Origin of the sequence: Nocardioides sp. (assembly GCF_047606145.1) — a bacterium.
In the GTDB taxonomy this organism is placed as follows: domain Bacteria; phylum Actinomycetota; class Actinomycetes; order Propionibacteriales; family Nocardioidaceae; genus Nocardioides.
The window spans coordinates 1-21,590 of record NZ_JASGET010000030.1 but is presented as its reverse complement, the minus strand read 5'-3'; the positions used below and the strand labels follow the sequence as shown (position 1 = coordinate 21,590).

18 protein-coding genes are annotated in these 21,590 nt (G+C 70.9%); 11 read left to right on the top strand and 7 right to left on the bottom strand.

Annotated elements, in window-relative coordinates; translation table 11 throughout:
• On the top strand, positions 1 to 631 hold a 631-nt coding region (locus QM638_RS04905), incomplete at its 5' end, for a helix-turn-helix domain-containing protein (RefSeq protein ID WP_415140823.1).
• 120 nt (positions 632 to 751) lie between these two features.
• Positions 752 to 4,969: a molybdopterin-dependent oxidoreductase gene (locus QM638_RS04900; protein ID WP_415140822.1), complete on the top strand. Its 4,218-nt coding sequence runs from the start codon at positions 752 to 754 to the stop codon at positions 4,967 to 4,969.
• Between the two features lie 27 nt (positions 4,970 to 4,996).
• Here the strand turns inward: QM638_RS04900 and QM638_RS04895 are convergent, their stop codons facing one another.
• Both QM638_RS04895 and QM638_RS04890 read right to left on the bottom strand, forming a co-directional pair.
• A complete protein-coding gene (locus QM638_RS04895) occupies positions 4,997 to 6,172 on the bottom strand; it encodes a tyrosine-protein phosphatase (RefSeq protein ID WP_415140821.1) in 1,176 nt (391 codons plus the stop codon).
• A 116-nt stretch (positions 6,173 to 6,288) separates the two neighbouring features.
• A complete protein-coding gene (locus QM638_RS04890; protein ID WP_415140820.1) occupies positions 6,289 to 7,002 on the bottom strand; it encodes a M24 family metallopeptidase in 714 nt (237 codons plus the stop codon).
• Between the two features lie 383 nt (positions 7,003 to 7,385).
• On the opposite strand from QM638_RS04890, the gene QM638_RS04885 reads away from it, so the two are divergent.
• The 4 genes from QM638_RS04885 to QM638_RS04870 all read left to right on the top strand — a co-directional run bounded on the left by QM638_RS04885 (position 7,386) and on the right by QM638_RS04870 (position 11,426).
• On the top strand, positions 7,386 to 8,471 hold the full coding sequence (locus QM638_RS04885) for a Rieske 2Fe-2S domain-containing protein (RefSeq protein WP_415140819.1): 1,086 nt from the start codon (positions 7,386 to 7,388) through the stop codon (positions 8,469 to 8,471).
• Positions 8,468 to 9,436 (top strand): PDR/VanB family oxidoreductase, encoded by a 969-nt coding sequence (locus QM638_RS04880; RefSeq protein ID WP_415140818.1) that lies wholly within the window; start codon positions 8,468 to 8,470, stop codon positions 9,434 to 9,436. The genes QM638_RS04885 and QM638_RS04880 overlap by 4 nt, the downstream gene beginning before the upstream one ends.
• 192 nt (positions 9,437 to 9,628) lie before the next feature.
• Entirely contained in the window at positions 9,629 to 10,018 is a 390-nt protein-coding gene (locus QM638_RS04875) for a hypothetical protein (protein ID WP_415140817.1), read from the top strand.
• 100 nt (positions 10,019 to 10,118) lie between these two features.
• Entirely contained in the window at positions 10,119 to 11,426 is a 1,308-nt protein-coding gene (locus tag QM638_RS04870) for a nucleotide disphospho-sugar-binding domain-containing protein (protein WP_415140816.1), read from the top strand.
• A gap of 206 nt (positions 11,427 to 11,632) precedes the next feature.
• Here the strand turns inward: QM638_RS04870 and QM638_RS04865 are convergent, their stop codons facing one another.
• From QM638_RS04865 to QM638_RS04850, 4 genes are all read right to left on the bottom strand, one after another.
• Positions 11,633 to 12,052 (bottom strand): type II toxin-antitoxin system VapC family toxin, encoded by a 420-nt coding sequence (locus QM638_RS04865; protein ID WP_415140815.1) that lies wholly within the window; start codon positions 12,050 to 12,052, stop codon positions 11,633 to 11,635.
• An 8-nt stretch (positions 12,053 to 12,060) separates the two neighbouring features.
• Positions 12,061 to 12,297, bottom strand: a complete 237-nt coding sequence (locus QM638_RS04860; RefSeq protein WP_415140814.1) for a FitA-like ribbon-helix-helix domain-containing protein — start codon at positions 12,295 to 12,297, stop codon at positions 12,061 to 12,063.
• 528 nt (positions 12,298 to 12,825) lie between these two features.
• Positions 12,826 to 13,518 carry a helix-turn-helix domain-containing protein gene (locus QM638_RS04855; protein ID WP_415140813.1) on the bottom strand — a complete coding sequence of 231 codons (693 nt, stop codon included), beginning with the start codon at positions 13,516 to 13,518 and terminating at the stop codon, positions 12,826 to 12,828.
• Entirely contained in the window at positions 13,515 to 15,011 is a 1,497-nt protein-coding gene (locus tag QM638_RS04850) for an APC family permease (RefSeq protein WP_415140812.1), read from the bottom strand. Before QM638_RS04850 ends, QM638_RS04855 begins: the two co-directional genes overlap by 4 nt.
• Positions 15,012 to 15,272: 261 nt before the next feature.
• Between QM638_RS04850 and QM638_RS04845 the strand changes: the two genes are divergently transcribed.
• The 5 genes from QM638_RS04845 to QM638_RS04825 all read left to right on the top strand — a co-directional run bounded on the left by QM638_RS04845 (position 15,273) and on the right by QM638_RS04825 (position 21,239).
• Positions 15,273 to 16,733, top strand: coding sequence for an APC family permease (locus QM638_RS04845; RefSeq protein WP_415140811.1), 1,461 nt, complete (start codon positions 15,273 to 15,275; stop codon positions 16,731 to 16,733).
• 10 nt (positions 16,734 to 16,743) lie between these two features.
• Positions 16,744 to 18,702, top strand: a complete 1,959-nt coding sequence (locus QM638_RS04840) for a primary-amine oxidase (RefSeq protein WP_415140810.1) — start codon at positions 16,744 to 16,746, stop codon at positions 18,700 to 18,702.
• A 3-nt stretch (positions 18,703 to 18,705) separates the two neighbouring features.
• On the top strand, positions 18,706 to 19,215 hold the full coding sequence (locus QM638_RS04835) for a hypothetical protein (RefSeq protein ID WP_415140809.1): 510 nt from the start codon (positions 18,706 to 18,708) through the stop codon (positions 19,213 to 19,215).
• Between the two features lie 283 nt (positions 19,216 to 19,498).
• Positions 19,499 to 19,729, top strand: a complete 231-nt coding sequence (locus tag QM638_RS04830) for a hypothetical protein (RefSeq protein ID WP_415140808.1) — start codon at positions 19,499 to 19,501, stop codon at positions 19,727 to 19,729.
• 34 nt (positions 19,730 to 19,763) lie between these two features.
• Positions 19,764 to 21,239 carry a glycosyltransferase family 39 protein gene (locus QM638_RS04825; protein WP_415140807.1) on the top strand — a complete coding sequence of 492 codons (1,476 nt, stop codon included), beginning with the start codon at positions 19,764 to 19,766 and terminating at the stop codon, positions 21,237 to 21,239.
• Between the two features lie 70 nt (positions 21,240 to 21,309).
• On the opposite strand, the gene QM638_RS04820 is transcribed toward QM638_RS04825, so the two are convergent.
• On the bottom strand, positions 21,310 to 21,590 hold a 281-nt coding region (locus tag QM638_RS04820), incomplete at its 5' end, for a hypothetical protein (RefSeq protein WP_415140806.1).

Sequence of the window (21,590 nt, the reverse complement as noted above, 5' to 3'; positions counted from 1 at the left end):
GTGCCTGCGCGCGGCCGAGGTCGTCGGTCGGGCCTGCCTGGTCGCCGCGTCGGACGCCGAGGTGCGGGTGCTGCTGCCGCTGCCGGTGCGCGGCTCGGCCACTCGGGCCGGCGACGCCTTCGCCGATGCGGTCACCACCCGGGTGCCGGCGGTCGTCACGGCCGGCACGCCCGCGCTCACCTTCGCCACCGCCGACCGCACGCTGCGCGAGGCGATGCACCTGATGGCCACCGTCCCGGCCGGCCAGACGCCGCCCGGCGTACGGCGGCTGGCGGACGCGCACATCCGTGGCCTGCTGGCGCTGCTGGCCGACGACGACCGGTTGCGGGCGTTCACCGATCGCGAGCTGAGCCTTCTGCGGGACCATGACGACGCCCACGGCCATGCCGCCGATCAGGGGCTGTGTCATCTCACCCGGACGGTGATCGAGCACTGGGGCAGCAAGTCGGCGGCGGCCGCCGCGCTCAATCTCTCCCGGCCGGTGCTGTACGACCGGATCACTCAGGTCGAGCGGCTCCTCCGCGTCAGCCTCGCCGACGCCGAGGTGCGCACCTCGCTGCACGTCGCCTTCCTCGCCGGCGCCGCCCGGACCGACGGCACCCGGACCCGCCGGTCGCCGCCCGCCCGATAACCCGCCGATCGCCCGCCCGGCACCAGCTGGGGGATGCGGCTGTGCGACCGTGAGGAGTTGTTGACGCCGACGGCACCTCGGGCATCCGCCGGTGCAATCGGCGTCGCCCACCATGGCCGGGTGGATCGCCCGACGCCCGACCCGACGACCGTGCGGACCTCGTGCTCCTACTGCGGGGTGGGCTGCGGGATGCTGCTGCAGGTCGAGACGGATCCGGCCACCGGACGCCGACGCGTGATCAAGGCCTCCGGCGACAAGGAGCACCCCACCAATCTGGGCCGGTTGTGCACCAAGGGTGCCACCAGCGCGGAGCTGCTGACCGCCGGCGGACGCATGGAGACGGCCCAGATCCGGGCCGAGCGCGGCGCCCCGCCGACGCCGGTGGCGATGTCCCGGGCGATCGCCGAGACCGCCGCCCGGCTCCGCTCGATCCTCGACGAGCACGGCCCGCAGGCGATCTCGCTCTACGTCTCGGGCCAGATGTCGCTGGAGGCCCAGTATCTGGCCAACAAGCTCACCAAGGGCTTCATCGGCACCCCGCACATCGAGTCCAACTCGCGGTTGTGCATGGCGAGCGCCGGCACCGGCTACAAGCAGTCGCTCGGCTCCGACGGACCGCCCGGCTCCTACCAGGACTTCGACCACGCGGACGTCTTCTTCGTCATCGGCGCCAACATGGCCGACTGCCACCCCATCCTGTTCCTGCGGATGATGGACCGGGTCAAGGCCGGCGCCAAGCTGATCGTGGTCGACCCGCGCCGCACCGCCACCGCCGACAAGGCCGACCTGTTCCTCCAGGTCGAGCCGGGCACCGACCTCGCGCTGCTCAACGGGCTGCTGCACCTGCTGCACGCCGAGGGTCATCTCGACACCGCCTTCATCGCCGAGCACACCGAGGGCTGGGAGCAGATGCCGGAGTTCCTCGCCGACTACCCGCCCGAGGTGGTCGCCGAGCTGACCGGGATCAGCGTCGCGGACCTGACCACCGCCGCGCGCTGGATCCGGGAGGCCGGCGCCTGGATGTCCTGCTGGACGATGGGGCTCAACCAGTCCACCCACGGCACCTGGAACACCAACGCCCTGATCAACCTGCACCTGGCCACCGGGGCGATCTGCGCACCGGGCGCCGGACCGTTCTCGCTGACCGGCCAGCCCAACGCGATGGGCGGCCGCGAGATGGGCTACATGGGTCCCGGTCTGCCCGGGCAGCGCAGCGTGCTCGACCCCGAGGACCGCGCCTTCGTCGAGCGGGTCTGGGGTCTTCCGGCCGACACGCTGAGCGCCGAGGTCGGCACCGGCACCATCGACATGTACCAGCAGATGATCGACGGCGCGATCAAGGCCTGCTGGATCATCTGCACCAACCCGGTCGCATCGGTCGCCAACCGCGGGACCGTGGTCGAGGCGCTCGAGGCCTGCGAGCTCGTCATCGCCCAGGACGTCTTCGCCGAGACCGAGACGAACGGGTACGCCGACATCCTGCTGCCCGGCGCGCTGTGGGCGGAGTCGACGTACGTCACCGTGAACTCCGAGCGCAACCTGACCCTGTTGCAGCAGGCGGTCGACCCGGTCGGCGAGGCGATGCCGGACTGGCAGATCATCGCCGAGGTCGCCCGCGCGATGGGATACGCCGACTCGTTCGACTACGCGAGCGCGGAGGAGGTCTTCGAGGAGATCAAGCGGTTCGCCAATCCCCGGACCGGCTACGACCTGCGCGGGATCAGCTACCAGCGCCTGGCCCGTACGCCGGTGCAGTGGCCCAGCCCGCCCGGCGATGCCGAGCGGCCCGAGGACGACGGCCGCAACCCGATCCGCTACCTCAACGACGGGGTGAGCCAGACCCTGCTCACCCACCCGGACGGGACCCGGCCCCGGCTGGCGTTCGCCACCGCGTCCGGTCGTGCGGTGTTCTTCCCCCGCCCCCACATGCCCGCCCGCGAGATGCCCGACGACGACTACCCGTTCATCCTCAACACCGGCCGCCTGCAACACCAGTGGCACACCATGACCAAGACCGGGAAGGTCGCCAAGCTGACCAAGCTCAACCCCGGGCCGTTCGTGGAGATCAACCCGCGCGACGCCGGCGCCCTCGGCATCGCCGACGGCGACCGTGTCGAGGTCGCCTCACGCCGTGGCCGGGCGGTGCTCCCGGCCGTGCTCACCGACCGGGTCCAGGTCGGGAACCTGTTCGCGCCGTTCCACTGGAACGACCAGTTCGGCGAGTACCTCGCCATCAACGCGGTCACCAACGACGCCGTCGACCCGGACTCGTTCCAACCCGAGTTCAAGATCAGCGCGGTCACCGTCACCAAGGTGGCAGCGCCCGCGGGCAGCGGCGAGGACGGCGTGGCTCGCGAGACCACCGTCCTCGCCGCCGTCCCAGGTGTCCCAGGTGTCCCAGGTGCCACTGATGTCCCGGTCGGCCCGGCCGCGCACGCCGAGACGGTCCTGGCCGCCCTCGGCCTCCCGGCGACGCCACCCGACCTCCACGCCCGGCAGGGCCGGTATCTGAGCGGCCTGCTCTGGGCGCGCGAGCGCGCCGGCGTCGCCGGAGTGCCGGTGCTCCCGGCGACGGCACCCTTCGGCGACGACGCCCGGGCGTGGGTCGACGGGCTGCTGGCCGGCCTCTACTCGACCACCGGGACGTCGGAGCCCGGGGCGATCGAGGCGACCGGGGCGATGGAGGCGCGACAGCGCGATGACCGAGACCGGGTGCTGGTGCTGTGGGCCTCGCAGACCGGCAACGCCGAGGAACACGCGGTCGAGTACACCGAGCGGCTGCGGCGCACCCACGAGGTGGACCTGGTCGACATGGACACCTTCGACGTCGCCGGGCTCGCCACCACGCCGACGGTGCTGCTGGTCAGCTCCACCTTCGGCGACGGCGATGCCCCCGACAACGGCGAGGCGTTCTGGAGCGCCCTGGCCGCCGAGGACGCACCGCGGCTGGCGCAGACCCGGTATGCGGTGCTGGCCTTCGGCGACTCCAGCTACGACGACTTCTGCGGTCACGGCCGGCGGCTGGACGAGCGGATGGCCGCGCTCGGCGCCAGCCGACTCACCGAGCGGGTCGACTGCGAGCCCGGCGACAGCGAGCCGGCCGAGGCCTGGTTCGAGGCGGTCTCGGCCGGCCTCACGACGGCGACCACCCGTCCGACCGACTCGGCAGCGCTCGCACCGCCGGCCACCACGACCCCTCGGGTGGCGCCGACGCCGGCGGGGGCGTCGTACGGGCGCAAGAACCCGCTGGTCACCCGGCTGGCACGCAACGTCCGGCTCAGCGCCGGCGGCTCCAGCAAGGACGTTCGGCAGTTCGGGTTCACCCTCGACTCCGCGTTCTGCTACCAGGCGGGCGACGCGCTCGGCGTGCGCCCGACCAACAGCCCTGCCGCGGTCGACGCCTGGCTCGCCGCCACCGGGCTGAGTGCTGCGGAGACGGTCAGCGTCGCCGGCCGGGAGATGCCGCTGCACGAGGCGGCCCGCACCGAGCTGGAGATCCTCAAGGTCACCCCCGACCTGCTGCGGTTCGTCAGGGCACGGACCGGCGACCGCGAGCTCGGCAACCTGTTGCGCGAGGGCAACAAGGTCAACCTGCAGCGCTGGTCCTGGGGCCGCCAGTCCATCGACGTCCTCGCCGAGTACCCGGTGATCGCCGCCGCCGAGGAGTGGCTGGAGGTCCTCAGGCCGCTGCAGCCCCGGCTCTACTCCATCTCCTCCAGCCCGCTGGCGGATCCCACGGAGGTGCAGCTCACCGTCTCCGCGGTCCGCTACACCTACGACGGCCAGACCCGCCTCGGCGTCTGCTCGACGTTCCTCGCCGACCGTGGCGAGGCCGCCGAGGTGCCCATCTTCGTCCAGCCCACCAGTCACTTCCGGCCACCGAGCGACCCGGGCACGCCGATGATCATGGTCGGACCCGGCACCGGGGTCGCGCCGTTCCGCGGCTTCCTGGCCGAACGTCGGGCGCTGGGCCACCCCGGGCGCAACTGGCTGTTCTTCGGCGAGCGCAACTCCACCACCGACTTCTACTATCGCGACGAGCTCGAGGCGCTCGCCGAGGACGGCTTCCTCACCCGCCTCTCGGTCGCCTTCTCCCGTGACCAGCGCACCAAGGTCTACGTCCAGGACCGGATGCGCGAGCAGGCCGCCCAGCTCTGGGACTGGCTGCAGGACGGCGCCCACTTCTACGTCTGCGGCGACGCCAGCCGGATGGCCAAGGACGTCGACGCCGCCCTGATCGACGTGGCCCGCCAGGCCGGCGGGCTCTCCCCCGAGGGCGCCGTCGAGTACGTCAAGGAGCTGGCCAGCGCGCAGCGGTACGTGCGCGACGTCTACTGACCCGAGACCGACCGACCCGGAGCAGGCTCAGCCCCGGCCGACCAGCAGCCGGTCCTCGAGCCTCGCGATGGTGGCGTGGCTCAGCCCGAGCCCCTCGACGAAGTAGTTCCTCATCGAGCCGTACTCCTCCTCGACGCGGTCGAGACCGGCGTCGAGATAGGAGGCCCGGACCTGCATGAACGGCGTATAGATCTCGCGCTGCGCCTCGGGAAGGGCGGCGAGCATCTCCTGGACCGCCGCGGACTCGTAGTAGTAGGTGTTGGAGAGCAGGTAGTCCTTCATCACGGTCCGGTCGGGGACGCCGAGCAGCGTGAGCAGTGCCGCGGTGGCCCAGCCGGTGCGGTCCTTGCCGGCGGTGCAGTGGTAGAGGCTGGCGCCGCGCTCACGGGCGAGGGAGGTGAACAGCTCCCGGTAGGCCGCCTTCGCGGTGTCGGAGTCGACCATCGCGATCTCGGCCTGCTCCATGTAGGCCACCGCCTCCTCGGCACTGGTGGCCGAGATCGAGGTCGAGGTGTCGTCACCGAGCACGTTCAGCTGCCGGTAGGTGGCGCCGGTGGGGACCACGTCCGGCGAGCTGTCCACCTCGGCGGTGGTGCGCAGATCGTAGTCGCCGGCGATACCGAGGGTGTTCACCACGGCGAGGTCGGCCGAGGTCAGCGAGAGCGCCTGCGAGCGGTAGACGACGCCCTCGCGCACCCACTGCCCGTCGGCGGCGCGGTAGCCACCGATGTCACGCAGGTTGGGGTCGCTGGCCAGGCCCAGATCACGCGAGGCGATCACGAGCGGAGCACCCGTCGAGCCGACCAGCTCGACCCAGGGCCGGGCCGCCGTGGTGGCGACGGTGAGGCTGCCGGAGTGCCGGTGGCTGAGGACCGGCCGGCGCGCGAAGCTGGTCGCGCTGGTCCCGACGTACACCTTCACCGTGCGAACGGACGCGGGAGCCTTCCAGGTGACGATCCAGCTCCCGTCCTGGTCGCCCTCGGTGAGGCTGGCGGCGGTGAACGGGATCGGCCCCCGCTGGCTCGGATGACCCGAATGACCCGAATGACCCGAATGACTCGGATCGCCCGGATTGCCCGTCGAGACCTGGTGCGCGATCGGCTGGACGGGAGCTGCGGTGGCCGGCTGGGCGACGCAGACGCCGGCCAGGCCCAGGGCACTCAGGACGGCGGCGGTCGTGGCGGGACGGAAGATGGTCAGCACGCCTCAGGATCTCGTCGGCACCTGACCCGGCTCGAACCGCTCGGTGAACGGCCCGCGTCACGTGACGAAACGTTTCCGACCTCGCCTCCCCGGGCCGGCGGTGGTCCGGCAGCCAGTCAGCCGTGGACCTCGGAGGCGTCGAGCAGCAACTGCTCGAAGAAGCCGCCGAACCCGCGCTCGCGGTCGGTGAGATGAACCTCGAGGATCCAGTGGCACGGGTTGCCGGCGGCGTCGAGGCGGCGCATCGGCCGGTCGTTCCCGGCGGTGATGTAGCAGTCGATGTCGTCGCCGTTGATGCGCTCGTGGGGGAACTCGCCGACGAGATGGCCCGCGTGCGCGGCGCCGTGGCCCCAGCCCGCCGTACCGATCAGGCCGAGGACGTGGGTGAAGAGCTCGGCGCCGGTGATGTCGGGCGTGGCACGGAAGTGCTCGCGCCCCCGCTCCCAGATCCGGGGCAGATCGGCCGCGAGCCGGTGCTTGTCGGGGTCGTCGCCGAGCACGTACGTGCGGCCGAAGTCTGCCTCCCATTCCTCGAAGATCGGACCGAAGTCGAAGAAGAGGATGTCGTCGGCCTGCAACGCACGATCCGGCGGGTTGGAGCGGTAGGGCTCCAGGGTGTTGACGCCCGCGCGGACGATCCGCTTGTGCCAGAAGCGCCTGATGCCGAACAGCTCGTTCGCAAGCGCGCGGACCTCGTCGGAGAGCTCGCGCTCGGTCTTGCCCGGCACGATCAGTCCGCGCCGGACCGCCACGTCGAACAGCTCGGCCGCCTTCGCCTCCGCGTCCTGGAGCGCGGCGATCCGATCGAGGTCGGCTTCTCGCGCGGACATGGGACCGAGACTACCGACCGTCCCCGGCGTCCGACAGCGGTTTGTCACACCGCCGACATCGTGCGCCACACCGACGACACATCGGTCACGCAGACTGGCGGCTCCGCAGGCGAAGGAGGGGACCATGACCGCTGTCGCGTTGTCGGCTCGTGACCTCCGCGCGGCCTGCCATCGGACCGCCTGGAGTCGCGGTCTGATCGCTCACGGCCGCTGACCGACGAGCCCTTCGTTCTCGTCCCATCCTCCCGGTATCCGGAGGCCGTTGCCTCCTCCGATGCCGGACGCCGACCCTTCTCACCCGGCATCACGCCCTGCCGCCTCTGGTCTCGACTCGTCCGTCCGAGTCCAGCCGATCCGAGTCCAGCCGATCTGCGAGGAACACCATGACCGTCGACTCCCCCGCACACACCCTGCCGTACGCCGACCGTGCCCTGCCGCTGCCGCGGGGCTGCACCTTCGACCCCGACGACTGGCAAATCATCGCCCGCTACTGGTACCCGGTCGCGCTGGCCGGCGAGGTGAGCGAGCAGCCGCTGGGCGCCACGCTGCTCGACCAGCCCCTGGTGATCTACCGCATCGAGGGACAGGTCGTGGTGGCCGACAACCTCTGTCCCCATCGGGGCATGCAGCTCTCGCTGGGCAAGGCCCTCGACGACGGACTGGGCATCCGGTGTCCCTACCACGGGCTCCGGTTCGGCGCGGGCGGCAGGTGCACCGCCATCCCCGCCCACCCGGCCAACAAGATCCCCGCCCGAATGAACCTGCACGCCTACCACGCGGTGGAGCGCTACGGCCTGATCTGGACCTGCCTGGCCAGCCTGCCCGGCGACGCCGAGGACACCGTCTCGATCCCGCCCGTGCCGCACTGGGACGACCCCGGCTTCCAACAGATCAACTGCCCACCCGCCGACGTCGCCGCGTTCGCCGGCCGACAGGTCGAGGGCTTCCTCGACGTGGCCCACTTCGCCTTCGCCCACGAGGCCTCCTTCGCCGACCCGGAGAACACCGAGGTCCCCGACTACACCGTCGAGCCGACCCCGGACGGCTTCGAGGCCAGGTACTACTCGACCGTCGGCAACTACCCGCACAGCACCGGGCTCAGGGCCGACCCCGACTACCAGTGGCTGCGCCACTTCCGGCTGCACGTGCCGTTCACCGCCACCCTGGTGATCGACTTCCCCGACGGCAGCAAGCTGTCGATCATGAACGCCGCCAGCCCGATCTCGGCGAGACGGACCCGGCAGTTCGACGCACGGGTGCGCGACTTCGACACCGACCAGCCGGTCGGTGACGTCTACGAATTCAACGCCCAGATCTTCGCCGAGGACAAGGTCATGACCGAGGCTCAGCGACCGGAGCAGCTCCCACTCGACCCGAAGCTCGAGGTCCACATCCCCGCCGACCGATCCTCCATCGCCTACCGCCGCGCCCTGCGTGGGCTGGGCCTGAGCCAGTTCTTCACCGCATGAGGGCCAGCGTCGCCACGGACCTGATCGGGGTCGTGGTCCATGCCCAGATCCTCGCTTCGGACCGAGCACTGCTACTGGAGCTGCGGCGGCCCGACGCGACGCCGCTGCCGGCCGCCGAGCCCGGCGCACACATCGACGTGCACCTGTCCACCGCGGCCGGGAAGATGGTGCGGCCCTACTCCCTGCTCGACGTCACCGACCCCGGCCGCTACCTGATCTGCGTCCAGCTCGAGACCGACGGTCGCGGTGGATCGCGGCACGTCCACGAACGCCTCCGGGTGGGCCAACGGCTCACGGTCTCCGCACCCCGATCCACCTTCACGCTCGGCGACGGCCGCCGGCACGCGGTGCTGCTGGCCGGCGGCATCGGCATCACGCCGCTGCTGGCCATGGCCGGGGCGCTCGAGGCGCGCGGGGCGTCGTACGAGCTGCACTGCTACAGCCGCGGCCCGCTCCCCCTCGCCGAGTACGTCGCCGCGCAGCCGTACGCCGGACGCGTCGAGCACCATCGCAGCGACCTCGGCCAGTCCCTGCGCGACTCGGCGCCGGAGTGGTCGGTCACCGACGACATCGTCGTCTACGCCTGCGGACCGCGGGGGTTCCTCGACAAGGTCGGCGAGCATGCCGCCGCCGTCGGGGTGCCGGCCGACCGGGTGCGCACCGAACGATTCGTGACCGAGGAGCCGGTCGACGCCACCGGTGACTCCTTCGTCGTGGTCGCCGCTTCCAGCGGCGAGCGGATGACGGTGGCCGACGAGACCATCGCCGAGGTGCTGGAGCGCCACGGGTACGAGGTGGTCCTCTCCTGTGAGCAGGGCATCTGTGGCTCGTGCCTGACCGGCGTCATCGACGGCATCCCCGACCACCGCGACGAGGTTCAGACTCCGGCGGAGCATGCCGCCAACGGCCAGATCAACGTCTGTGTCTCACGCTCCCGGTCGGCGGTCCTCACCCTGGACGTCTGAGCGTCTCCGGGCTCGGCCCCCAGCGGCGTACGCCGGACCTCGAGTCTGCTCACCGGGCTCGGCACGGGCTCTGGTGACGAGTAGCCTGATGCCCGTGAGGCCGTGGCGGCGGAGTCGATCGGCCCGAGCGGTGCCCACCGGCACGACGTCACCGGCACCTGAGAAGGAACATGACCTGAGGATCGGGACCCGATGATGCGACGGATCGACGGCGACAGGCTCGGACGGTGGAGCCTCCGATTGGATGCCGCGTACTGCGCGGTGCTGGGCGCTGCGGTGGCGTTGGGCGCTGGACAGGTCACCGACGTGGTCGCGCTTCCCTCGCTCCTGGTCGCCGTCGTCGGCGTCTCGGTGGTGCTGTGGGCGGCAGGCGTGTGGTGGATGCTCTCCCGGCTGCCCATCCATCAGGCGCTTCGTCTCGTCATGGCGGCCAACGTGCTCGCCGCGATCACCGTGGGGTTCGCCTCGGCCACCGCGGCGACGGCGTTGATCGTCATCGCGGTCCTGAGCGTGGCGATCGACATCGCGCTCTTCGCCCTCAGCCAGGCGATCGCGCTGCGCGCACTCCCCACACCCGGCTGAGCGCCGCTGACGCCTCGGGCGACACCGTCAAACGACCCCCGGCTGTCGCCCCGAACCGGCGTCGAGTCATCCCCTGCCGAGCAACGAGGAGGAGTGCCCCATGACACGACCGTTGACCGTGTTGTTCATGCCCGAGTCGGCCTACGGCCCGACGAATCAGTGCATCGGCGTGGGCAAGGTGCTCACCGATCGAGGACATTCGGTCGTCTTCGCCGCCGAGCGGTCCTGGGCCGGGAAGCTCGAGCCGCTCGGCTTCACCGAGGATCTCGTCGACCTCGCCGAACCCGCGCCCGATGCCGGCGCGGAGGAGGCGGGACAGTTCTGGATCGACTTCATCAACGAGACGGCCCCCGAGTTCCGCAAGCCGACCGTGGACCAGCTCGGCACGTTCATCCAGCCCACCTATCAGGCGCTCATCGACGGCGCGAAGTACTGCGAGCCACAGCTGCGAGAGATCATCGCGAGACATCGCCCCGACGTCATCGTCGAGGACAACGTCGTCGCGTTCCCCGCCTTGACCACGAGCGGTGCGCCGTTCGTCCGGATCGTCTCGTGCAATCCGCTGGAGATCCGCGGCGCCGACGTCCCGCCGCCGTTCTCCGGCTACGGGATCGGGGACCGAGACCGTTGGGCCGGCTACCTGGCGGCCTACGAAGGGACCCACACGGCGATGTGGGAGGACTTCAACAGGTGGGTGGTGCACCAAGGTGCCGACCCGCTCCCGAGCGGCGAATGGGTCCACACCTCCCCGGCCGCGAACCTCTACGTCTTTCCGACGGAGTTGGACTACGAACGAGTGCTGGACGCGCGCTGGCATCGCATCGACTCCAGCGTCCGAGAGACCGACGAGGAGTTCACACTGCCTGCGGCACTCGCCGACCGCGACCCGGGGGCGGGCCTGATCTACCTGTCCCTCGGGTCGCTCGGCAGCGCCGACGTCACCCTGATGCAGCGCCTGATCGACCTCCTCGCCAAGACCCGGCACCAGATCATCGTCAGCCTGGGCCCGCGCGCCGACGAGCTGCGCCTCGCGGACAACATGTACGGCGCCGCCATGCTCCCGCAGACGCGGGTGATCCCCCAGGTGGACCTGGTCATCACGCACGGCGGCAACAACACCACCACCGAGGCGATGCACTTCGGCAAGCCGATGATCGTGCTGCCGCTCTTCTGGGACCAGTACGACAACGCGCAACGAGTCGACGAGCTCGGGTTCGGCGTACGGCTCTCCACCTACGGGTTCTCCGACGACGAGCTCTCCCGGGCGATCGAGCGCCTGCTCGGTGATCACGCGCTGCGCGAGAGGATGTCGACCATCGGCGCCTCGATCCGGGAACGCAACGGACTGCGCAAGGCCGCCGACGTCATCGAGCGAGTCGGGCAGCAGCACGTCGAGTCCCACGGTTGACGATCCGGCGCGGCCCTGCGTACGCCGACCCGCGCCGTCGAGTCGGCACGCTCGCCCTTCTTCGTGCTGCTCACCAGCCCCACCGAACGGCCGGATTCGTGTCGCCCCGCGGCGATGTCCCAGCCATCTGGGTCCCGACCGAGCCGATGACCAGCCTGTGCGACCCGTCGCGCGCTTGGCTCGCGAGCAAGCCTCGGGGCCCGTTCCTACCGGCTCTGATCCCAGGGGTTGAGGCAGAGGACGCCGAGGGGCTCGAAGTGCCGGCTGTTGCGCGTGACGACGGTCATCGCGGCGGCCTGGGCGATGGCGGCAATGAGCGCGTCGTCGAACGGAGCGTGCTCAGGTGTTCGGTAGGTGGCCAGGATCCGCGCGGCAGGCAGATCGAATGGCAGCACCCGACCGGCGAAGGCCGGCAGGACACGGTCGTCGAACCACCGGCGCAGAACGTCGCCTTGGGCAGGGTCGGATCGTTCCTTGGCGATGACTCCGCGTTCGATCTCGGCGATCGTCGTCGCCGTCACGAATTGGTCGGCGACGGGAACCGACGACGCCCAAGCCTCCACCGATGGATTGCGGCCTCGGACTCGGAGAGCCGAGACCACATTCGTGTCCACGACGTACTGCATCTACCGGATCACAGATCAGGGGTGCGAGGGGTCAGTCCGAGGCGCTCGGGCTCGAACTCGATGTCGGCGCCTTCGTCCGTGCCGAGCAGATCGACGAGGGTGACCGGCTCGCGTTCAAGAGCCTCGGCGAGGATCTCGCGCGCCTCGGCCTCGACGGACCGGCGGTGCTGTTCGGCACGCGCCTTGAGCGCGGCCTTGGTCCCCGCAGGAAGATGACGAATCAGGATCTGCTCCACGGTGATCACCTCCGATATCGAAGCAACGATATCAGTCAGCTCCAGGCCATGGGCTCCGAGACCGCTACCGGGACCCTCGACGGCAGTGGCGTTGGCTCCTTTCAGGCACGAAGAGCCGTCCGGGTCCCCCGGCGACGCAGGCCACGGCGAGACTCAGGCGTGCTCGGCCTGAAGGATCTCGGCGACGGGTCGACGGGCGCCGACTCGTGCCGGCACCATCGTCAGAGCAGCCACGACCAGAACGGTTCCGGGCAATACCGCGATCAGCCGCCACAGCGGCGACAGCGGTGCGGCGTCCGGTGAGACTGCCCTGAACAGCCCGATGCCGGTCGGGATGCCGATGATCGCGCCGGCGAGCGCGAGGAGGGACTATGTCGCACAGAGACCGGCGCTCACGTCGCGAGGCGTCCACCAGGGCGATCGGGCCGGCCAGTCCAGCAGACGCCGCGGCGACCAGCTCGAGGTGGAACTCGGCGAGATCCGGCTTGGGCCTGTGGTGAGCACAAGGCTTCGCAACCGGGCCGGACTCGCGAGGCGTCAGCGCGCCGGAGCGAGCAGCTCGGCGAGGCGGCGTACGTCCTCGGCGACCGTCTCCAGGAGCGCGGTGGGCTCGGCGAGCCTGGCCGCGGGCAGGGCCAGGCCGACCCCGGCCAGCAGCCGCCCGGTCTCGTCGCGCACGGCAGCCACGAAGCAGCCGAATCCCGGGACCAGGACGCCGACCTGGACCGCGTACGGCACCGGCCCGGCACCGGCGCGCAGATCGCGCTCGGCGAGGATGAGCCGGCCGAACGCCGAGTCCTCGAGCGCGTCGGCGATGCGCGCGGCGTCGCTGAGCGGAAAGTCCGCGTCGACGTCGAGGAACTCGACCCGGCCCGCGCTCAGATCCGCGAGATGCACGCCGCCGCGGATCCGGCTCCGCATCTGCGCGAGGATCACCCCGATCTCGCGGTCACTGTCCTGCTGGGCGGCCATGCCGGACAGCAGCGCGACCTTGCGACCGAGCGCGAAGCCGGCGAGATCGGGCAGCCGGACCAGGTACTCGTCCTGGACGAGCAGGTTCAGCAGTCGGTACGACGTCGCACGCGAGAGCCCCAGGTTCGTGGCGATCTCCTGGGCGGTGATCCCGGGCCCGGCCCGCGCGACCTCCTCCAGGACCGCCAGCGCGGAGAGCACCGCCTGCGGCTGACGACCGGTGAAGTCGCCCGGCCGGCTCGGTGCCCGCGGGCTCAAGGTCGACCCGGAGCGTCCAGCGGCTCGGCGCCGAGAAGGTCGGCCGCGGTGGTCTGGTCGAACAGTCCCATGCCCGCCAACGCGGCTGCCCGGCTCCTGCGCGCGACGACGTAGGCGGCCAGTGCGGCGACGGCGACGGCGACGCAGAGCCACAGCGACACCGGCCGGTCGCCACCGATCACCACGAGGTAGATCACCACGACCACGCCGAGGACGCCGGCGACGACTCCCGAGGTGATCGCGGTCAGCGGGGTGAGCTCGCCGATCCGGCGCAGGAACGCGGGCGCCGCGGCCGCGGTGAGGGCGTACGCGGTCAGGTACCCGACGGCCGAGACGGCGAGGAGCACCGACATCACCTGCCAGGGGTCCGAGCCGTCCGCGACCATCACCACCGGCACCAGCACGGTGACCGGGACGACGACGGCGAGAGCCCCCAGCGGCGTACCGCGCAACGGGTCGGCGAACCCGACCGCCGCCGGCAGCAGCCCCTCCCGCCCCAGCGTGAACACCACCCGGCTCAGCGCGGTCAGCGACGCGATCGCGCAGGCGACCAGCGAGGTCGCCTGCCCCACCTCGAGGAGCCGGCCGAGCCAGGGCACGTCGCTGCGGACGGCCAACTGCGACATGGCGAGGTCGTTGTCGGCCAGCCGTACGCCCAGACTGCCGGCGCCGACCTGCTCGGTGTACATCGCGAAGACGTAGGCCAGGCCGACCGCCACCAGCGTCCAGCGCATCGCGCGCGGGATCACGAAGAAGGGCCGGCGCGCCTCCCGGCCGAGCGCTGCCGCGCTCTCGAAGCCGACGAACGCCGTCATCGCGACCGCGGTGCCGGCGGCCAGCGCGCCCGGCCCGGGCAGCCGCGCGGTGAACGGGTCGAGGAGCGTGCCGGGATCGGCGCGGGCCAGCACGATCGCGAGCAGCGCCAGGGTCACCAGCACCGCGACCGCCTCCACCACGAGGGTCACCCGCGCCGAGAGCCGGATCCCGCAGCGCAGCACGACCAGGCAGACCGCGCCGAGCACCACGATCCCGCCGGCCATGCCCCACCGCCCGGGGTCGATCCCGAACACGTCCTCGACGAGGTCCCGCAAGTAGAGCGCCGCACCGGTCAGGCCGAACATCGCCACGAAGCCGTACCCGGCGATCAGCGCGCACGCGGCGGCGAACCCGGCGTGCGGCCCCAATCCGTTGGTGGTGAAGGTGTACAGCGACCCGGGGGCGCGCATCCGCCGGGTGAACTGACCCACGGCGTACGCCACCCCGGCGACGAGCAGCCACGCGACCAGCATGCAGAACAGCAGCGAGCCGCCGGCCTGACCGGCGACGAGAGCCGGTGTCGCGGCGGCTGCCGCGGTGGGCGCGACCGCCCCGACGGACTGGGCCAGTACGTCGACGAAGCCGATCACCCGTCGCTCGAGGCCGGCCATCGCCGACGACGCCGGGACCGCGGCGACCGCCGGCGGCGTCCGGATCGCCCGGATCAGGTCCCGCATCGCCACCTCCTCAGCGACTCATGGACGGCCCCGGGCCAGCCGGGGTTGCAGGGAGAGTAGGGCAACCGGTGTTGCGCACCTGTTAAGCGCACGTTGCGGCTGATCGCTTTCGCAGTGGGACCGCGAACGCGCCCAGTCCCATTCGGGAACCCTCCAATCGTTGCGGCACCGAAGCAAGGACGGAACGCCTGCGCACGAGAGTGGCCATGCCCCTCGATCCAACCAGCCTCAGGAGTACATCCCATGGCCACGGCCGAATCAGTGAGCACCGCAGGCGCTCACGCCCCCACCCGCCGGCTCACCGGCCGGCTCGGCGTCGGCGCGATCGTCTTCATGGTCGTCGCCGCCGCCGCTCCCCTCACCGTCATCGGCGGCGGCTTCCCGCTCGCCGCCCTGATGGGCAACGGCGCCGGCGCGCCCACGATGTTCGCCGTCGGCGGCGTCATCCTGCTCTTCTTCGCCGTCGGGCTCTCCACGATGAGCCGCTACGTCGCCAAGCCCGGTGCCTTCTTCACCTACGTCGGCTACGGTCTGGGCCGCCCGGGCGGTCTCGCCGCCGCCTGGCTGGCGATCCTCACCTACACGACCGTGCAGATCGCCGTCTACGGCTTCCTCGGCCTCACCCTCGGTGACTGGATGCAGTCCAAGACCGGCCTCGACCTGCCCTGGTGGGTCTGGGCGCTCGCACTGATCGCCGTCGTCGGCCTCCTCGGCTACCGGCACGTCGAGCTCTCGGCGAAGGTCCTCGGCGTCCTCCTCGTCGCCGAGGTCGGCATCGTGATCGTGCTCTCCCTGGTCATCCTGGCCCAGGGTGGCGCCGACGGCGTCAGCGCCGACTCGTTCACCCCGTCGGTCGTCACCTCGGGCACTCCGGCGCTCGCGCTGATGTTCTGCATGGCCGGCTTCATCGGCTTCGAGTCCACCGCCATCTTCCGCGACGAGGCCAAGGACCCCGAGCGCACCATCCCGCTGGCGACGTACGCCGCCGTCACGACGATCGCGGTCTTCTACACCTTCACCTCCTGGGCGCTCGTCCAGGGCTGGGGCAAGGGCTTCGACCAGGAGGTCGCCGACGACTACGCTGGCTTCATCATCACCACCGCCCACACGTACCTCGGCGGCGCCGGCGCGGAGGTCATCAACGTCCTGCTGATGACCAGCCTCTTCGCCTGTGTGCTCTCCTTCCACAACGTCATCACCCGCTACCAGCACTCGATGTCGAACGCCGGCCTCCTGCCCCGGCACCTCGGCCGGGTCCACGAGGAGCACGAGTCGCCGCACGTCTCCTCGCTCATCCAGACCGCGACCGCGCTGGCGCTGATCGCCGTCTTCGCGATCGTCAAGCTCGACCCGTATCTGGAGGTGTTCACCTGGTTCAGCGGCATCGCCACGGTCGCGATCGTGGTCCTGATGGCGCTGACCTGCCTCGCGGTGATCGTCTACTTCACCCGCAACCACGTCCGCGCCGGGGCCTGGCGCACCTGGATCGCCCCGGGCATCGGGCTCCTCGGCCTGCTGGGCGTCACCTACGTGCTGTTCGCGAACTTCCCGATGCTGCTCGGCGACGTCGACGCCGCGGGCAACCCGCGCGTCGGCACCCTGACCATCGCGATGCTCGCGCTGATGGCCGCCTTCCCCGTCTTCGGTCTCGTCCAGGCGGCCGTTCTCAGACGTCACCGCCCGGCGGCATATGCCACCGTCATCGACACCATCTCCGAGTGAGGAACCGCGAATGACCATCGACATCACCCGTACCGGGTCCATGCCCACCTCCAGTCTCACCGGCGAGGAGATCACCCGCACCAGCAGCCTCCTGCACGACGCCGGGCTGGTCACCGACTCCACTCGGTTCGCCTATGTCGGGCTGATCGAGCCCCACAAGGCCGAGGTGCTCCGCACCCTGGCCGGCGACGGTCCGGTGCCGCACCGGCTCGCCCGCGCGCTGCTGCTCGACACCGCGACCGGGGCCGCGTTCGACGCCACCGTCGACCTGACCGCCGGCACCGTGGCGGGCACCGAGATCGACGGCTCGCGTGGCCAGGTCCCGATCCTCATCGAGGAGTTCGCCTCGATCGACCCGATCGTCCAGGCCGACGAGGCCTGGATCTCCGCGCTCGCGAAGCGCGGGCTGACCGCGGACGAGGTCGTCACCGCACCGCTCTCCCCCGGCTCCTACGACAACCCCGGCGAGGAGGGGAAGCGGATCATCCGCGTGTTCGCCTTCCAGTACGCCGACCCGACCGACCACCCGTGGGCCCATCCCGTCGACGGGCTCTGTGCCTACGTCGACGTGATCGCCAAGGAGGTCATCGAGGTCGTCGACACCGAGGTACTGCCGGTGCCGGCCGAGCCCAGCCAGTTCCACCTGCCGCAGGGTCGCCCGGCGCCGCTCGAGGGTCTCAAGCCGATCGAGATCACCCAGCCCGAGGGTCCCTCGTTCACCGTCGACGGCGACCAGGTGTCCTGGGCCAACTGGACCTTCTCGCTCGGCTTCGACGCCCGCGAGGGACTCGTCCTGCACCACATCGGCTACGCCGACCCGGACCACGACGGCGAGGTCCGGCCGATCGTCTACCGCGCCTCGATCGCCGAGATGGTCGTCCCCTACGCCGATCCGGCACCGACCCGGTATTGGCAGAACTACTTCGACACCGGAGAGTACGTCTTCGGCCGGTTCGCCAACTCCCTCACGCTCGGTTGCGACTGCCTCGGCGAGATCAGGTACTTCGACGCCACGCTGGCCGACGAGTTCGGCAACCCGCAGACGATCACCAACGCGATCTGCATGCACGAGGAGGACTTCGGCACCCTGTGGAAGCACACCGACCTGTGGGTCGAGGGGGTCTCCGAGGTGCGCCGCCAGCGCCGCCTGGTCATCTCGTTCTTCACCACCGTCGGCAACTACGACTACGGCTTCTACTGGTACCTCTACCTCGACGGCCGGATCGAGTGCGAGGCCAAGCTCACCGGCATCCTGTTCCCGTCGGCGTACAAGGGCATCGAGACCTGGCCGTACGCCACCGAGGTCGCCCCCGGGCTGGGCGCGCCGTTCCACCAGCACCTGTTCAGCGCGCGCCTCGACATGAGCGTCGACGGGCTCGGCAACGCCGTCGACGAGGTCGAGGCCGTGCCGGTGCCGATGGGCGAGGGCAACCCGTGGGGCAACGCCTTCACCTTCAAGAAGACCCGGATCGCCTCCGAGGCGACGGCCGCCCGGGACGCGGACGCCTCGGTGGGTCGCACCTGGCACATCTCGAGCACCGAGCGCACCAACCGGCTGGGACAGCCGACGGCGTACGTCCTGCACGCCGAGCAGAACCCGACCCTGCTCGCCGACCCGGCCTCGGTGATCGCCAGCCGGGGTGCGTTCACCACCAAGCAGGTGTGGGTCACCGCGTACTCCCCCGACGAGCGCTACCCCGCCGGCGATCTGGTCAACCAGAACCCCGGCGGCGACGGCCTGCCGGCGTACATGGCCGGCGACCGTCCGCTGGACGGCGAGGACATCGTGCTGTGGCACACCTTCGGGCTCACCCACTTCCCGCGGCCCGAGGACTGGCCGGTCATGCCGGTGGACTACGCCCGGTTCACCCTGGCCCCGTACGGCTTCTTCGACCGCAACCCCACCCTCAACGTGCCGGAGTCGACCGCCGCCGACGGCGGGCACTGCCACCACCACGGGGAGGCCTGAGCGATGGAGCAGGCGCTGACCCTCGGGTCTCTCCTCCCGGCCGCCGTCGGAGCAGGCTGCTGTGCCGCCGGCCCCCGGGCGCGGGACCTGGGGGCTCTCGCCGCGATGGCCCTCATGCTGGCCGGCATGCTCGACATCATGGTGTTCGGCAGCGTGCTGCTGCCCAGCGGCGCGTGGGCGGTCGTCTTCGCCGGCCTGGCTCTGGCCATGCTCGCGCTGGAGTGGCGCACTCGGCTCGGCCTGGCGCGAGCGTTGCACCTCGGCGTCATGGCGCTGCTGACCGCCGCGATGGCGGGTGACTCGATGCCCGACATGTCGGGCGGGACGGGCATGTCCGGCATGTCGGCGACCGCCGACCGGCCGGGCCTGTTCACCGCGGCGGTCGTGCTGGTGGCCGTCGGCTATGCGGCGTACGCCGCCTGGCGGGCCTTCGTCGGCCGCGGCGGTGCTCGGGTCGAGCTGCTCGCCGGTGGCCTCTCGGTCCTGGCCATGGCGGGGATGGTCGTCCGTTGACCCGACCGGCGCCGTCGAGCGCGGGCCGCGACCAGGCGACCCGGACGATCCTGCCTGCCGACGTCGGGGGCGCTCTCGGCATGCGCTCGCGCCGTCGTGCACGGCCACGAGGCCATTCGTCTCGACAGCCTGGAATGCGGACGAGCGTCAAGGGCGTCCCGCTCATGTGAGGCGCCGGTATCGAGCTACGCGGAGGTTCTTCGTGAGCCGATGCACTCTCTTCCCATCCAGATGGGCCTTCGCTAGCGTTGGTGAATGCCTACCTCACCTCGGAGGCAGAGAAATGGGACGACCCGCAATGGTCGAAGTGGTCGGCACCGACAAGGTCCGAGCTCGGGACGTCCACACCACGCTGCGCGACGACACGATCCTCCTTCTCGAGCCCGGTCCCCGTGACGCCGACGAGAGTGCCCGCGCCGCCGACGACCCAGCGGTGCGGACCGAGGTGCCGGTGGCCGAGTTCCACACCGGAGGCGGTTTCCCCGGAGACACCCTTCCGCCCGCGAGGCGGTAGGCAGGTCGCCCCTCGGTGCGGGAGGAGCCTGGCCATGCGAACGAGGCGGCAACCTGCGGTTCCGCGCGACGACGTCGTCGTCAGCCGCGACCTCGCACCGACGCCTTGGCTGGCGATCACCCTGGCCGCGCTGGCGTACAGCGGCCTGCTCTACGCCACGTTGTGGCGCTACGGCTACCACCGCGACGAGCTCTACTTCAGGATGCTGCCCGTCCGATGGGGGTACGTCGACCAGCCGTTGTTGACGCCGCTGCTTGCCAAGCTCTCCGTCGCCCTCTTCGGCGACACCGTCTACGGACTGCGGGCGCTGGCGCCACTGTTCCTCGCCGCCGGCCTTGTCCTGGCCGCTCTGACCATCAGGGAGCTGGGTGGAACCCGGCGCATGCAGGCACTGTCGGCGTGGGGCTACGGTTCGGCCAGCCTGCCGCTGCTCAGCGGCCATCTGCTCGTGACCGGCACCGTGGACCTCACCCTGTGGTCGGCCGCCCTGCTCACCATCACCCGCGCGCTCCTTCGCGACCCGCGGTGGTGGGTTGCCGCCGGAGCCGTGCTCGGCGTCGCCGCGGACAACAAGCTCCTGGTGGCGCTCTTGGTGGTGTCCGTGGTGGCCGGTCTGCTGGTCTGCGGACCGCGGTCGGCGCCACGGGAGCTCTGGCTGGGCGTCCTGGCCGCGATCGTGCTCGCCGCTCCGAGCATCGGCTACCAGGTCAGCCACGGCCTTCCGCAACTCACCATGGCGCGCGCCCTGAATGCCGACAACGCCGACGATGTCCGGTCCCAGTTGATTCCCTACCAGATCCTCCTGATCGGTCCGCCGCTGTTCTGCGTGGCGGTCGCCGGCTTCGTCGGGCTGCTACGGCGAGCCGAATGGCGCCGGGTCCGGGGCCTGGCGGTCGCCTACGTCGTCGCGCTGGCGATCAACTTCGCCGCCGGCGGACAGATCTACTACGCGTTCGGGCTGCTCGCCTACCTGCTCGCCGCCGGATGGGTGACGGTCCGGGCGCCCGGGTGGCTGCTCGCGGCCGGCATCGGCGTGAACGCGATCGTCAGCGCGCTCATCGCCGTCCCACTGCTGCCGGTCTCCGACTCAGGAATCCAGGCGTCACTCAACAGCACCATCGGCGACCAGGTCGGCTGGCCGACCTACGTCCGGACGGTCGAGCGCGTCTGGGACACGCTCCCCGACGCCGAGCACGAGCGTGCGGTCATCGTGACCGGGAACTACGGCGAGGCCGGGGCGATCGATCGCTACGCCCCCTCGCTGCCGGTCTACAGCGCACAGAACGAGCTCTACTACCTCCACCAACCACCCGCGGACAAGGACGTCGTCCTGGTGTGGACCGAGGACGTCAACGCGACCGAACACCGCTTCGAGGACTGCCGTCAAGCCGCCGTACTCGACAACGGCGTCGGGGTGGACAACGAGGAGCAGGGCAGCGTCCTCGTGGTCTGCCGGCTACCCGCGTCCGGCTGGCCGACCTTGTGGCCGACTCTCCAACACTTCGACTGATCTCGCATTGAAGACCGGGGAGGCAGTGACCGCGGCGCGATCCCTACGGGGTGGGCGAAGTCGCGGCTGATCAAGATGCGGCGCCCGCGGGGAACGTCGCCGCGAAGGGCTCGTCAGGCGGCGAGCGCGGCAACGGGGTTGTGGCGGCGTGTTGGCGGTAGACGATGGCGACGACCTCACCGTGAGCTTCTTGGTTCATCTTGAAGCGTCGGATGTGGAGCAGGAGTCCGGCGAGCCCCTCGGCGAACTCGTCCTTGACCCATCCAAGCGCTACCAGCCGAACCCATCCCAAAGAACACCCAAGGCCGGAAGACAACGGAGGGCCGAACCCACAGAAGTGGGTTCGGCCCT

Coding starts and splice junctions, on each gene's coding strand:
- QM638_RS04875 (WP_415140817.1), top strand. CDS start 9,629: ATGATGCGACGGATCGACGGCGACAGGCTCGGACGGTGGAGCCTCCGA.
- QM638_RS04850 (WP_415140812.1), bottom strand. CDS start 15,011: ATGCGGGACCTGATCCGGGCGATCCGGACGCCGCCGGCGGTCGCCGCG.
- QM638_RS04885 (WP_415140819.1), top strand. CDS start 7,386: ATGACCGTCGACTCCCCCGCACACACCCTGCCGTACGCCGACCGTGCC.
- QM638_RS04830 (WP_415140808.1), top strand. CDS start 19,499: ATGGGACGACCCGCAATGGTCGAAGTGGTCGGCACCGACAAGGTCCGA.
- QM638_RS04865 (WP_415140815.1), bottom strand. CDS start 12,052: ATGCAGTACGTCGTGGACACGAATGTGGTCTCGGCTCTCCGAGTCCGA.
- QM638_RS04880 (WP_415140818.1), top strand. CDS start 8,468: ATGAGGGCCAGCGTCGCCACGGACCTGATCGGGGTCGTGGTCCATGCC.
- QM638_RS04890 (WP_415140820.1), bottom strand. CDS start 7,002: ATGTCCGCGCGAGAAGCCGACCTCGATCGGATCGCCGCGCTCCAGGAC.
- QM638_RS04840 (WP_415140810.1), top strand. CDS start 16,744: ATGACCATCGACATCACCCGTACCGGGTCCATGCCCACCTCCAGTCTC.
- QM638_RS04835 (WP_415140809.1), top strand. CDS start 18,706: ATGGAGCAGGCGCTGACCCTCGGGTCTCTCCTCCCGGCCGCCGTCGGA.
- QM638_RS04870 (WP_415140816.1), top strand. CDS start 10,119: ATGACACGACCGTTGACCGTGTTGTTCATGCCCGAGTCGGCCTACGGC.
- QM638_RS04825 (WP_415140807.1), top strand. CDS start 19,764: ATGCGAACGAGGCGGCAACCTGCGGTTCCGCGCGACGACGTCGTCGTC.